This window comes from Trebonia sp. (genome assembly GCF_049794275.1).
Lineage (GTDB): Bacteria > Actinomycetota > Actinomycetes > Streptosporangiales > Streptosporangiaceae > Trebonia.
Genome location: NZ_JBARCR010000447.1, coordinates 1 through 12,547, shown reverse-complemented (window position 1 = coordinate 12,547; position 12,547 = coordinate 1). Strand labels below are relative to the sequence as shown.

The window sequence follows — 12,547 nt, the reverse complement described above, 5'->3', positions numbered from 1 at the left end:
TTGATGAGCGGGTCTTGCTCGGCGAGCTGAGTGATGGCGGCGTGCAGGCGTGGTTTGCCGCGCGGATCACGGGCCACGATGGCGGTCTCCAGCGTCGGCGGCGCGAAATAGTGCCGGTCCGCGTTGTCCGGTGGGATCCCGATCACGTCGCCGATCTGGATCTCCGCCAGGCCCGACAGCCTGGCGATCTGGCCGACGGTGACCGAATCGCTGCGCACTGCTGTACCGTCGGCGAAGACGCTGATGGCGGTCACCTTGCCGTCGCGGCCGCGGCCGAACCGCACGCGGTCCCGGACCGCGATCATGCCTGAGAACATGCGGGCGTAGGCGATCTTGTCGCCGGCGGCCCTGCGTTCGACCTTGAACACACGGCCCGAGACCGGTCCGCTGGCATCACCGCTCGCTGCGGGCAGCAGCTCGGCGAGCCCGCGCAGCAGCTCGTCGACGCCCGCGCCGGTGATGGCGGACCCGAAATACACCGGGTGTACCAGCGTGTCCCTGACCTGCGCAGCCAGCCTCTCCCGCAGCCAGTCCCGCGGCATCGCGGCTTTGCCGTCGAGGTAAGCGGTGAGGACTGCGTCGTCGTGCTCGGCAAGCATCTCCGCCAGCCGCGAGCCGGAAGCATCGCCGGACGGGACGAAGGCGGCCCCGCGCGTGCCCAGTCCGCTTACCGAGCCCATCGGGATGATCGCTTGTGTCAGCCGTTCCGCGATATCGCCTATCAAGCGCTCATAGCCTGCCCCGCGCCGGTCGATCTTGTTGACGAAGAACAGCACCGGGACGCGCAGTCGCCGCAGGGCACGCCACAGGATGCGCGTTTGCGGCTGGACGCCCTCGACGGCCGACACCACCAGGACGACACCGTCCAACACGCTCAGCGCGCGCTCCACCTCGGCCACGAAATCCGGGTGGCCGGGCGTGTCGATCAGGTTGACGGTGGTGTCATCGACGGTGAACGAGACGACGGCGGACTTGATCGTGATTCCGCGCTGCCGCTCCAGCGCCAGCGAATCCGTCTGCGTCGTGCCGGCATCGACGCTGCCTGGCTCGTCGATGACACCAGCGCAGTAGAGCAGGCGCTCCGTCAGCGTTGTCTTGCCGGCGTCAACATGTGCGAGGATCCCCAAGTTCAGTATTCCGCGAGGCACACGCCACATCCTCCGAATAGGCCCACAGACGCTCTTCGATGGACACAGACGCTCCTCGCATCACTGACTCCTCCGGATTCATAGGACCAGCGGGCCTTCGCTGACTTCGGATGCCACGCATCGTAACCTCGTGGTTTGCGCGGGCGCATTCGATTTTCACGGGCGCTCGCTTGAGCAGGGTCTCACCTCGTGCACCTCGGTCAATGCCCCGACCCCGCCGGGTTACGAGGACTGAGGCCGCTGATCGGTGAAGCGCGCCAGGAGCAGCTCGAGCCTGCGGTCCTGTTGTCCGGCGGGGAGCCTCCCGCCGCGCGTGAGCGTAACGAGACCGTGCAGGGCGGCCCAGATGGTCTCGGTCAGCAGCCCTAGGTCGTCGCCGCGGGCGTACGGGCGGACAGCTTCGGCCAGCTCGTCGAAGCCTGCGCGCAGGGCAGGCGGGGCCTGAGGGGTGGCGAATGGCAGGTCGACGGTCTGGCCGAACATCGCGTCATAGACCGCCGGGTGCCGGTCGGCGAACGCGGTGTAGACCGCGCTGATAGCGGCCAGGGCGCGGTGGGTGTCTGGCGCCGCGGTCCGGGCTGCGCGCAGTTCATCGGCCAGCTCGGCGAACCCTTCTACGGCGACGGCCGCCATGATCGCGTCCATGCCCTTGAAATGGCTGTAGAGCACCGGCTGGCTGTATTCGATCCGCTCGGCCAGCCGCCGGGTCGTGACCGCCTGCCAGCCCTCGGCCTCCGCCAGTTCCCGGGCCGCCGTGATGATCAGTTTCTCGCGCTGTGCGCGCTCGCGCTCGCGGCGCGTCAGAATCGGCATACTCAAATTCTAGCACTGCTAGCGTTTCTGTCGATGCTCTGCTAGCATCGCTCTTGTTCCTAGCAACGCTAGAAGATGGAGAGAGCCATGCTCACCCCCCTCGCCTACGGTCTGGCTGTCGTCCTCGACCTGTTCATCCTGTTCATCGGGGGCCGCTTCCTGGTCGTGCCCCGTGCCGCAGCCGCCGCCTATGGTGTCCCGGCGAAGAAGGACGGCGACCCCGCCTACCTGACGATCAAGGGCCTGCGCGACGGCGCCTACGGCCTGGTTGGCCTGGCCCTGCTGGCCTTCGCCGGCGCCCATGCCGAGGCCTGGTTCATGCTGGTCGTCGCGCTGGTGCCGCTGGGTGACGCCGTGATCGTACTGCGCAACGGTGGCACGAAGGCGACCGCGTTCGGCATCCACTTCGCGACCGCCGTGGTCGTCCTGCTCAGCGCCGCCCTGCTCTTCGCCGTCTAACCTCGACCCGGCGCCGCAAATCGCACTCACCACAGAAAGGATCCGAACATGTCGCTAGCCGGCCCCAGCTTCACCGAGTCCGTGATCGTCCGCTCCGCCGACGCCGAGGTCGTCGGCCGAGCCCCCACCACCATCCGCCTGCTGGCCGACGCCAGCTCCACCGGCGGTGCCCTATCCACCCAGCGCGTCACACTCAGCGGCGGCGCCGACGGCGCCAGGCCGCACCACCACGCCGGCTCCGTCGAGCTGTTCTACCTCCTCGACGGCACCGCCCAGCTCCTGTCGGGAGACCGGGTCATCACCGCCGAACGCGGAGACCTCGTCATCGTCCCGCCGGGCCTCGCCCACGCCTTCGCCGCCGCCCCGGGCCACGACGCCGACATCCTCATCGTCATCACACCGGGTGTGGAGCGCTTCGAGTACTTCCGCCACCTCGAACGCATCGCGTACGGCAAGCAGCCCCCCGAGTCCCTGCTTGAGGTCCAGGAACTCTACGACACCTACTTCCAGTCCAGCGCCCCCTGGAACCAGGCCCGGGCCTTATCAGCCGCGGGTGACGCGGCGGAGGTATTCCACGCGGTTGAGCGGGTTGTCGTCAGTCCGTGGCCAACCCGAGGACCGCCTGCACCGTGCCGTCACGCCTCGTAGCGGACTGGCCCGGCGTGCACCACCTTCCCGTTGACCACGGTCAACGCCGAGTAGATCTGTTTCAACGCTTCGTCCGGCACGGCGAAGTAGTCGGCGCTCGGCACGACCACGTCCCCGCGCCTACCCACCTCCAGCACCCCGAGCAGGTCGCCGTCCGGCGGCCCCAGCCCTGCGGGCGGGCCGACGAACCAGGTGTTGCCGTTGGTGTAGTGGAACAGGGCCTCCTGCCTGGTGGCGTGCTGGCCGGGGTTGATCTGCTGGCCCAGCACGTTCAACCCCGTGGTGGCGTAGTACATCTGCACCCACGGAATGAACACCGACACGTCCGCCGCGTCGGAGTCCATGCCCACCGGGATCCCGTTGCCGAACAGCGTCCGGTAGGCCGGTCCTCCGGGAGTGCTGCCGAGGCTGGTGCCCTGCAGGTACTGCCATCCGGAAGCCGTGACGCCTGCTCCCAGGGCCTTCAGCCGGTTCAGGTACGGCTCGGTGACGTAGTTGGCGTGGGCGATCATCCAGCGCAGGTCGGTGATCGGGTACTTGGCGTTGGCCATCTCGTACGCCTGGACCTGCCCTGGGTAGTCCGTCTGCGTGATGGACTGGCACTCGGCCCGCCAGCGGTTCTCGGCCAGGAGCAGGCAAGCGTCCTGGAAGACGGCGCCCGGCGCGAACTGGTCGCCGGCGATCCATTCGCCGATGCCCCCGGTCGCGACCATGTCGTTGCCGTTGAACTGCAGCGAGTTCAGCACCCGCTGGGTGAGGGTGGGCAGGCTCGTCGTGGTGTCCATGTGCAGCCAGTTGATCCGCATCCGGACGGTTCCCTGGCCCGCGGCGTATACGGCCATCGCCGGGATGTTGTAGGTGAAGTTGTCCTCGGTCGCGACGTTGTCGGCCGGGCTGTTCGTGGTCTGGAAGGCGCCGGTCTCGATGTTCGTGGTCAGGCCGATACTCGCCAAGTAGGCGAACGCGTCGCGGAATCCCCGCATCCGCTGGCCGAACGTGAGCGTCTGCCGCAGCGCGAACGTGGCACGTCCGGTCTGCTCGCCTTCGGCGATGGACCCGTCGGCGCCCACCGTGACCGGGTACGGCTGCGCGCTAGTGAAGAACGCCTTGCCGAGCGAGTTCGTCACCGACGGGCCGGTGAAGTTGACCGTCAGGTACACCGGATGGTCCGGGACAGCCGCGTCCAGTTCGGCCAGCGTGGGCAGCCGCTGCTCCTTGAGCTGCTCGGGGACGATGTCTCCCATGGTCGTGATGAAGCTGTCCGGAGCGCCCGATGCCGGCGGCGACGGGCTCTTCGGGATCGAGCGCGCGCGTGCCCGGTAGATGGCTAGCACGTCCGCGATCGAGGCCGCGTATTCGAGCGGCGTGTGGTGGCCCGGCCGGTTGCCGAGCAGCGAGACGTGGTTCGTGGCGTCGATGATCCCCGGGCACGCCATCTGGCCGCGAAGGTCGATGGCCTGCGGCCCCGGGCCGCCGCCGAACTGCCGCATCGCGGCGCCGAGGCTGCCGCCGGTGTAGGCGATGGTCCCGTCCTGGATGGCGACGACCTCGACGATGTCGTCGCGGTCGTTCATCGTGTGGATCCTGCCGTTGTACAGGACAAGATCACCCTCGTACGATTCGGCGGAACCCGGTGGCCCGCCGCCGGGGCCAGCAGGAAACTCGCTCGCGTCCGCCTCGCCCGCGGCGCCGAAGCCGACCATGGCGGCCGTGCCGGCCGCGGCGCCCGCCACGAGGGCGGCCCGTCGTGACAACCCCTTACGCTCACCATGTTCATTCACAAACACAGACATACGCACGCAGACGATTCCCGTCAATAAGTTGCAAAAAGCAATTTTCCCGAACGCACGCGTGGTTCCACTCGTCTGGCCGGCTTGCTCCCGGATTCGGCGGACCTTCGGGAGTCGTCTAGGGGACGTTCCGAATAACTAGTCGTCGAGGACGGAAAGGTCGAGGCGGCGGATGCGGTCCGGGTCGACGATCGAATTTATTTCCACGACCTTGCCGCCCGAGACGGTGAAGCCCATGACCGCGACCGGCTGCCCGCCCAGGGTGATGACCACGCCCGCGGCCCCGTTCACCAGCACCGGGTGCTTCGGCGCGGCGATCGACGCGATCGCCAGCGTCTGGCGCGCGACGGTTGCCGCACCGTGCAGCACCCCGGAAGGGATCAGGGCCCCCGCCCCTGCGTCGATCCGGGACACCACGTCCGGGTCGAGGACCGCGACGAGCGCGTCGAAGTCGCCGCCGTGCGCCGCGGCGAAGAAGGCGTCGACCACTTCCCGCTGGCGGGCGACATCGCGGTCGGGGGAGTGGACGTCAGCGCCTCGCACCCGCCGCCGGGCCCGGCTGGCAAGCTGCCGCGCCGCGGCCGGGGAACGGTCGACCATGGGCGCGATCTCCTCGAACGGCAGCCCGAACGTGTCGTGCAGCACGAACGCCAGCCGCTCCGCGGGAGTCAGCGTTTCCAGCACCACCTGCAGCGCGAGCCCGACTGAGTCGGCCAGCAGCGCTTGGTCCTCGGGATTCAGCTCGTCCGCGCGGGTGATGACCGGGTCGGGCACGTGCGCGTCCAGGGGCTCCTCGCGCCGCGCGTTACGGGAGCGCAGCGCGTTCAGGCACACCCGCGCGACGATCGTGGTCAGCCAGGCGCTGAGGTTATCGACCTCACTCGCGTCTGCCCGCGCGACGCGCAGCCAGGCTTCCTGGACGGCGTCATCGGCCTCCGTGAGCGAGCCCAGCATCCGGTAGGCGACCGCGCGCAGGCGCCCCCGGTTCGTCTCGAAACCCTCAGTCAGCCAGTCAGGCGAAGCCATCGGTCACACTCCCTGGTCGCGGCGTGTCGCATAGGTGACACCTCGAATCCAAGCGATGTGACAAGGAAGTCATCATGAACGGACCGTCAATGACCGCACCGGCACTACTAGATCTGCTGAAGGGCGGGACCCTGACCGGTGAATGGGTCCTGGATCCGCGCAACTCCAGCATCCGGCTGAAGAGCAAGTCCATGGGCGTGATTCCGGTGAAGGGGATCTTCCGCGAGGTTAGCGGCAGCGGCACCATCTCTCCGGACGGCAAGGCCACCGGCACCCTCCTGGTGGCCGCCGCGTCCATCGACACCCAGAACACCAAGCGCGACACCCACCTGCGTTCGGCCGACTTCTTCGACAGTGACAACTATCCGGACATCAGCTTCACCGCCGACGATATCCGGCCGTCCGCACAGGGGGTTGCCGTGACCGGCGCGCTGACCATTCGCGGCCGTACCCAGCCACTGTCGTTCGATGCCCGTGCGTCTGTCCCGGGCGACGGCGAGGTCTGGCTCGACGCCGAGGTCCGCGTCCACCGCGCCGACTTCGGCATCACCTGGAATGTGCTGGGCATGGTCTCGCAAATCAGCACCCTCACCGTCCACGCCGTGTTCACCCGGGGGTGACCGAATGAGCGGCGACTTTCAGGCCATCGCCGATCGCGTCGAGATCGAGGCGCTGCGCGGCGAGTTCACCGACTCGGTGATGATGCGCGACTACGACCGCGTCGCGTCGCTGTTCACGTCCGGCGGCGCGCTGCGAATGCCGAACGTCCCCGTCGAACTCACCGGCCAGGAACAGATCCGCGAGTGGGGCGGGCGGGTGCCGAAGTTCGTGGAGTTCCTCGTGCAGAACACCCACCCGGGCATCATCCAGCTCGACGGCGACGCCGCGTCCGGCCGAGCGTACATGTCAGAGGTCATCCGCCTGCTCGACGGCACCTCGGAGCTGAACTACGCCATCTACCACGACCGCTACCGGCGCACCGCGGACGGCTGGAAGTTCACCGAGCGCGTCTACGAGGTCCGCTACCACGACACCAGCCCGCTAGCGGGCTCGCCGCCGACTCCGAACCGCGTGGACGTCAGGATGGCGGGGCGACCGTCGCGTCCTGACCGGAGCGGGCCAGCGCGTCCGCGACGAACCCGTTGGCCCCGCGCACCACCTGGGCATGCGTCAAGGTACGGCTAGGAACAGGTCGGTGGCAGCAGCCGCCAGTTTGCGCGGATCGGCGTGGCACGGCAGGCTAACTGATGTCAGCAGCAGGATCGGCAGGAGGGTCGGCCAAGCGGATGGGCGGGCAGGAGCCAGCGGGGAAGAGTGTGCCGTTCGACACGAGCGTGCCGCACATCGCGCGGGTGTATGACTATTGGCTCGGCGGCAAGGACAACTTCGAGGCCGACCGGGTGGCCGCCGAGCAGGTCGTCGCCACGTTCCCCGACGTGCTAGTCAGTGTCCGGGCGCAGCGGGCGTTTCTCGGCCGGGCGGTGCACTACCTGGTGGAAGAGGCGGGCATCCGGCAGTTCTTGGACATCGGCACCGGCCTGCCCGCGGGCAACAACACCCACGAAGTCGCCCAGAAGATAGCGCCGGAGACCCGGGTTGTCTACGTGGACAACGACCCGATCGTGCTCCTGCACGCCCGGACGCTGCTGGCCGGCAGCCCGCAGGGCGCGACCGCTTACATCGATGCGGATTTTCGTGACACCGGGAAGATCCTGGCCGAGGCGGCCGGTGTGCTGGACTTCAGCCAGCCGGTCGCGGTGATGATGCTCGGGCTGCTGCACTGTGTCCCGGATGAGTACGATCCGGCCGCGCTCGTGGCCCGGGTGATGGCCGCCGTGTCGCCGGGTAGCTACCTGGTCATCGCGCATCCGGCCAGTGACGTCGCCGAGCAGCTGTCCCGTTCCATGGGCGACTACAACAAGCAGGCGGCCGCCCCGCTCACCGCCCGCAGCTATGCCGAGGTCTCCCAGTTCTTCGTCGGCCTGGACCTGGTCGAGCCGGGTCTAGTCCAGCTGCACCGGTGGCGGCCCGGAACCGGTGAGGTCGGCGAGGGTCGCGAGCTAGCGAACTACGGCGGGGTAGGGCGGAAACCGTAGGCCCGGGTCTCCGGTAGATAGTCAGGGCAGCCCGATCTGCTCCGTATGCGGCAGTGCGAGTTCGTATGCCTGCAGAGTGACCCCAGGCATAGGGGAGAAGTCGAGTTCCGGGGTCCTGGAGAAACCAATCGTCGTGTAGAGGTGCTGCGCGGCCTCCATCTCCGGCCGCGTGCACAGTCGCAGCCGCCGTACCCCGCGCTGTTCGGCACGCTCGATGACGGCCGCCAGCAGTTTGCGCCCGACGCCATGTCCCTGCGCGGACGGGATCACCGCGAACGCCCGGATATCCGCCTCTGTGTCGTCCTTCGCGAGCTCGTTTGCCGGGACGAACGCCTCGAGAGTGACCGTTCCGAGGATGCCGTTCCCCGCCTCGTCAGCGGCTACTAGCACTTCGTCGCCGCCACGGAACCCCAGTGCCCGCAGTGGCTCGGCGTACCCGCTCCCCGCGGGCAGCAGCCCCAGAGCTCGGTAGGCCGTGACCCGCAGCTCGCCGACCGCCGCGTGCTCGTCCGGTCGCGCATCCCGTATGATCACGCGCCGCACGATATCAGCACGTTCGCGCACGTCCTGGTCACCGCGGGACCGCCTGGCCCGCGGGGCTACCCGGCAGAGGTACAACCGTCTGTTGTCATGTCTTGACGGATTGTAAGTTCAAGCGAAGAATCGACTGGGATCCGTTAACAATGGGGTGCGGAATACCTGGAGGTGTCGACGGTGCGTGCCACTGTCCTGCTAGGTCGGGGAAGTCACCGGAAGCGCCGCGTGGTGACCGCCGTCGCCGCCGTGAGCCTGGCCGGATTGCTAGGCGTCCCGGCCGCGGCGGCACAGGCCAGCGGGGGCGCACTGCGCGCGGCGCCTAGCTCGTGCCCGTGGGTGACCTCCACCGCCCCGATCGCCCAACGGGTCGCGCAGCTCATGGGGAAGATGTCCACGTCCCAGAAGATCAGCATGGTGGAAGGCCATGGGACTTCCAACCCGTACGTGTTCTACACACCGGCGATCTCCTCGCTGTGCATCCCTGCGGTCGGGATGGAAGACGGCCCGGCCGGGGTGGCCGACGGGCTCACCGGCGTTACTCAGCTGCCTGCGGGCGCGACGCTGGCCGCGACCTGGGACCCGTCGATGGCGCAGCAGTACGGCGAGGTGATCGGTGCCGAGGAGTTCGGCAAGGGCGCCAGCATTAACCTCGGCCCGACGGTGAACATCGACAGGGACCCGCGCTGGGGCCGGTCGTTCGAGGCGCTCAGCGAGGACCCATATCTCAACTCCGCCCTCGACGTCCCCGAGATCAACGCCGTGCAGGCCCAGGACGTCATGTCGCAGGTCAAGCACTTCGACGCGTACAACCAGGAGACGTACCGGAACACGTCGGCCGACAACGTGATCGTGGACGAGCGGGCGCTGCAGGAGATCTACATGCCGTCGTTCGACGCGGCGGTGACGCAGGCTAACTCCGCGTCGGTGATGTGCGCCTACTCATGGGTCAACGGCAACGCAAGCTGCAACAACTCGTTCCTGAACAACACCGTGCTGCGCGACCAGTGGGGCTTCCCCGGCTTCGTGACCTCCGACTACGGCGCGCTGCACTCGACCCAAGGGGCGCTGCAGGGCACCGACCAGGAGCAGCCAGAGAACACCTACTACGGCACAGCGCTGCAAACCGCCATCAAGAAGGGAACCATCCCGCTCAGCGCGCTGAACACCATGGTCCAGCGCGTCCTGACCGAGATGTTCCAGTACAACCTGTTCAACCAGCCGCGGACGGGCTCCCCCTCGGCCACGGTCACCACGCCAGCGGACGTCGCAGTGGCCACGTCGGTAGCCGAAGAAGGCACCACGCTGCTCAAGAACGCCGGCTCGGCCCTGCCGCTGTCCGCCACCAACGGCGGCACCATCGCGGTGATCGGGCCGTCCGCGTCCGTCTCGCCCACCTATGCGGGCGGCGGCAGCGCCTACGTGATCCCGTCCTCGACGGTGACTCCGCTGGCCGGCATTCAGGCCGCGGCCGGATCCGGCACGAACGTCACCTACTCCCAGGGCCTGCCCGCGGACGCGTCCCTGCCGGCTATCCCGTCCAGCAACCTGTCACCGGCCTACTCATCCACCCCGTCCGGCGGCAGCTACACCGGCACGCTGACCGCGCCGACGACCGGCACCTACGTCCTCGCCATCACCAATCCGTGCAACTGCTACACCCCGACGTACCTGTCCCTGAACGGGCAGCAGATCATCGATGACCCGAGCACACCGCCGGTGCACACCTACTCCGTCGCGGTCAGCCTCACCGCCGGGCAGACGTACAAGCTGTCGATCAGTGGTCAGTCGTCGCAGCTGCTGTGGGGCACGCCGACGGCGCTGGCGCCGAGCATCAGCGCGGCGGTCACCGCGGCCCAGTCGGCGTCTGCCGCCGTGGTCGTCGTCTCCGACGACACCGAGTCCGAGGCCGCCGACCGGCCGTCGCTGAACCTGCCGTCCGCCCAAGACGAGCTGATCTCGGCGGTCGCGGCGGCCAACCCGCACACGATCGTGGTGATTGACGCGGGCGCGCCGGTCGCCATGCCGTGGCTGTCCCAGGTAGCGGGCGTGCTCGACGCCTGGTACCCCGGCCAGACCAGCGGGACCTCCCTGGCCAGCGTCCTGTTCGGCCAGACCAACCCTAGCGGCCACCTGCCGGTGACGTTCCCGGCCAGCCTCAGCCAGATGCCGACCAGCAGCCCCGCGCAGTTCCCCGGCAACGGCAGCACAGTGCAGTACTCCGAGGGCATCGACGTCGGCTACCGCGGGTACGACGCGGGCAATCTCACGCCGCTGTTCCCGTTCGGCTTCGGGCTGTCGTACACGACGTTCTCGTTCAGCAACCTGCAGATCAGCCCGGCCAGCGGGAACGGCACGCAGAACGAGCAGGTGACCGCGACGGTCACCAACACCGGCACGCGCGCGGGAAGCGACGTCGCGCAGCTGTACCTGGGGGATCCGTCCGGCGCGGGCGAGCCGCCGCGTCAGCTCGCCGGGTTCCAGCGAGTGTCGCTGGGCGTCGGCCAGTCGACGCAGGTGTCGTTCACCATCACGCCGCAGCAGGAGTCCTGGTGGAACGACTCGGCCAACGGCTGGTCGCAGACCGAGGGCACCTACAACGTCTATGTGGGCGACTCCTCGGACCCGTCCGGCCTGCCGCTGTCGGGCTCGTACACCATGGCGGCCACCCCAGCCGCCCGCCAGGCCACGGTCACCGCTCCCGCCACCATGACGCCTGGCCAGGCGTCAACGGTGCAAGTCCAGCTGAGTGCTGGTGGCGACGAGACGTTGCCGGACGCCCAGCTAGCGCTGCAGCTCCCACAAGGCTGGACCGCGACGGCCGTCGGGCCGACGAGCTTCACGTCGGTCGCGCCCGGCACGGCCCTGACCGCGACCTTCCAGGTGACACCGCCCAGCTATGCGCCTAACGCGAGCGCCGTCGTGCACGCCACGGCCACGATGGACTCCTTGACGCGGGAGGCCGGTGTCACCGTCACGGTGTCTTGACCGAAGGCACCACCGTTAGTCGCCGAGGACCGAAAGGTCAAGGCGGCGGATGCGCTCCGGGTCGACGATCGAATTCATTTCCACGATCTTGCCGCCCGAGACGGTGAAGCCCATGACCGCGACCGGCTGCCCGCCTGCTCGACGGCACCTCGGAACTGAACTACGCCATCTACCACGACCGCTACCAGCGCACCGCGGACGGCTGGAAGTTTACCGAGCGCGTCTACGAGGTCCGCTACCACGACACCAGCCCGCTAGCGGACTCGCCAGCGAACGCACCCTGGGGCGTTCAGGATGGCGGGGCGACCGTCGCGTCCTGACCCGAGCGGGCCAGTGCGTCCGCGACGAACCCGCTGGCCTTCACCGTCTCGACGAACTCCGTCAGGAACGCGATGCCCGCGTCTGTCCGGTTCTTCGTGGTGGCGACCGCCTGGCGGATCTGCATGAAGCGCGGCTCGACCAGCCGTAGACCGGGGTGGCTTGCGACGTGCCGGGATAGCGGCTGGCGGATTCCCGCCACCGCCTCCAGCCCCTGCTCGCGGAAGACATCCATCCCGTCGGCCCCGCGCACCACCTGGGCATGCGTCAAGGTGCGGCTGAGGAACAGGTCGTACGCCGATCCCTCATTCACGCCCACCCGGACGCCTGGGCGATCCACCTCGGCGGCGGTCGTGATCGGTGATCGGTCGGGAACCGCGTACACGCCCTCGATGATGACGTAGGGAGCAGTGAAGGACACCTCGGCCTCCCTGGCCGGCTCGATGGCGAGGAACGCGACGTCCGCGGCGCCCGCAACCAGCGCCGCGAGCGACTTGCGCGCTGCGTCGAAGCAGGTGAAGGAGACCGGCACGCCGAGACGGGCGGCGATCTCACAGGCCAGGTCGACCGTCACCCCCGTCGGCTCATCGCTCGTGCGCTGGGCCAGGACCGGGTTGCCGAGGTTGATCGACGCCCGCAGCACACCAGTCGGGGCCAGGTCCGCGACAACGGCCGGATCTGTCACTAGACGCTCCTTCGGTCACGAGGGCAACACAGACGCAAGATC

12 protein-coding genes are annotated in these 12,547 nt (G+C 68.5%); 6 read left to right on the top strand and 6 right to left on the bottom strand.

The annotated features are described in order from the left end of the window. Both WA805_RS12405 and WA805_RS12400 read right to left on the bottom strand, forming a co-directional pair. Nucleotides 1-1,136 (bottom strand): GTP-binding protein (locus WA805_RS12405; RefSeq protein ID WP_425242401.1); only part of this gene is annotated, 1,136 nt, incomplete at its 3' end. 234 nt (nucleotides 1,137-1,370) lie between these two features. Continuing rightward, nucleotides 1,371-1,961, bottom strand: coding sequence for a TetR/AcrR family transcriptional regulator (locus tag WA805_RS12400; RefSeq protein ID WP_425242400.1), 591 nt, complete (start codon nucleotides 1,959-1,961; stop codon nucleotides 1,371-1,373). 87 nt (nucleotides 1,962-2,048) lie between these two features. Here WA805_RS12400 and WA805_RS12395 point away from each other — a divergent pair, with 87 nt between their 5' ends. Both WA805_RS12395 and WA805_RS12390 read left to right on the top strand, forming a co-directional pair. Then, nucleotides 2,049-2,420, top strand: coding sequence for a DUF4267 domain-containing protein (locus tag WA805_RS12395; protein WP_422285816.1), 372 nt, complete (start codon nucleotides 2,049-2,051; stop codon nucleotides 2,418-2,420). 48 nt (nucleotides 2,421-2,468) lie between these two features. Beyond that, nucleotides 2,469-3,068: a cupin domain-containing protein gene (locus tag WA805_RS12390; RefSeq protein ID WP_425242399.1), complete on the top strand. Its 600-nt coding sequence runs from the start codon at nucleotides 2,469-2,471 to the stop codon at nucleotides 3,066-3,068. Here the strand turns inward: WA805_RS12390 and WA805_RS12385 are convergent. Together WA805_RS12385 and WA805_RS12380 are read right to left on the bottom strand one after the other, a co-directional pair. Next, nucleotides 3,056-4,822 (bottom strand): amidohydrolase family protein, encoded by a 1,767-nt coding sequence (locus tag WA805_RS12385; protein WP_422285818.1) that lies wholly within the window; start codon nucleotides 4,820-4,822, stop codon nucleotides 3,056-3,058. The two genes, WA805_RS12390 and WA805_RS12385, sit on opposite strands and share 13 nt — an antisense overlap. 174 nt (nucleotides 4,823-4,996) lie before the next feature. Beyond that, on the bottom strand, nucleotides 4,997-5,884 hold the full coding sequence (locus WA805_RS12380; RefSeq protein ID WP_425242398.1) for a sigma-70 family RNA polymerase sigma factor: 888 nt from the start codon (nucleotides 5,882-5,884) through the stop codon (nucleotides 4,997-4,999). Nucleotides 5,885-5,958: 74 nt separating this feature from the next. Here WA805_RS12380 and WA805_RS12375 point away from each other — a divergent pair, with 74 nt between their 5' ends. The 3 genes from WA805_RS12375 to WA805_RS12365 all read left to right on the top strand — a co-directional run bounded on the left by WA805_RS12375 (nucleotide 5,959) and on the right by WA805_RS12365 (nucleotide 7,980). After that, nucleotides 5,959-6,504: a YceI family protein gene (locus WA805_RS12375; protein WP_425242397.1), complete on the top strand. Its 546-nt coding sequence runs from the start codon at nucleotides 5,959-5,961 to the stop codon at nucleotides 6,502-6,504. Between the two features lie 4 nt (nucleotides 6,505-6,508). Then, on the top strand, nucleotides 6,509-7,069 hold the full coding sequence (locus tag WA805_RS12370) for a nuclear transport factor 2 family protein (RefSeq protein ID WP_425242396.1): 561 nt from the start codon (nucleotides 6,509-6,511) through the stop codon (nucleotides 7,067-7,069). Nucleotides 7,070-7,131: 62 nt separating this feature from the next. Further along, nucleotides 7,132-7,980: an SAM-dependent methyltransferase gene (locus WA805_RS12365; protein ID WP_422274741.1), complete on the top strand. Its 849-nt coding sequence runs from the start codon at nucleotides 7,132-7,134 to the stop codon at nucleotides 7,978-7,980. Between the two features lie 21 nt (nucleotides 7,981-8,001). Here the strand turns inward: WA805_RS12365 and WA805_RS12360 are convergent, their stop codons facing one another. Then, nucleotides 8,002-8,514, bottom strand: coding sequence for a GNAT family N-acetyltransferase (locus WA805_RS12360; protein WP_422288137.1), 513 nt, complete (start codon nucleotides 8,512-8,514; stop codon nucleotides 8,002-8,004). A 228-nt stretch (nucleotides 8,515-8,742) separates the two neighbouring features. Between WA805_RS12360 and WA805_RS12355 the strand changes: the two genes are divergently transcribed. Further along, complete coding sequence (locus WA805_RS12355; RefSeq protein WP_425242395.1) at nucleotides 8,743-11,502, top strand: glycoside hydrolase family 3 C-terminal domain-containing protein; 2,760 nt, start codon at nucleotides 8,743-8,745, stop codon at nucleotides 11,500-11,502. Between the two features lie 289 nt (nucleotides 11,503-11,791). Here the strand turns inward: WA805_RS12355 and WA805_RS12350 are convergent, their stop codons facing one another. After that, entirely contained in the window at nucleotides 11,792-12,505 is a 714-nt protein-coding gene (locus WA805_RS12350; protein ID WP_424564063.1) for a transporter substrate-binding domain-containing protein, read from the bottom strand. Nucleotides 12,506-12,547: the final 42 nt, after the last annotated feature.

What these genes read in the sequence shown, in the direction of transcription:
- WA805_RS12400 (WP_425242400.1), bottom strand. Translation starts at nt 1,961, where the DNA reads ATGCCGATTCTGACGCGCCGCGAGCGCGAGCGCGCACAGCGCGAGAAA.
- WA805_RS12395 (WP_422285816.1), top strand. Translation starts at nt 2,049, where the DNA reads ATGCTCACCCCCCTCGCCTACGGTCTGGCTGTCGTCCTCGACCTGTTC.
- WA805_RS12390 (WP_425242399.1), top strand. Translation starts at nt 2,469, where the DNA reads ATGTCGCTAGCCGGCCCCAGCTTCACCGAGTCCGTGATCGTCCGCTCC.
- WA805_RS12380 (WP_425242398.1), bottom strand. Translation starts at nt 5,884, where the DNA reads ATGGCTTCGCCTGACTGGCTGACTGAGGGTTTCGAGACGAACCGGGGG.
- WA805_RS12375 (WP_425242397.1), top strand. Translation starts at nt 5,959, where the DNA reads ATGAACGGACCGTCAATGACCGCACCGGCACTACTAGATCTGCTGAAG.
- WA805_RS12370 (WP_425242396.1), top strand. Translation starts at nt 6,509, where the DNA reads ATGAGCGGCGACTTTCAGGCCATCGCCGATCGCGTCGAGATCGAGGCG.
- WA805_RS12365 (WP_422274741.1), top strand. Translation starts at nt 7,132, where the DNA reads ATGTCAGCAGCAGGATCGGCAGGAGGGTCGGCCAAGCGGATGGGCGGG.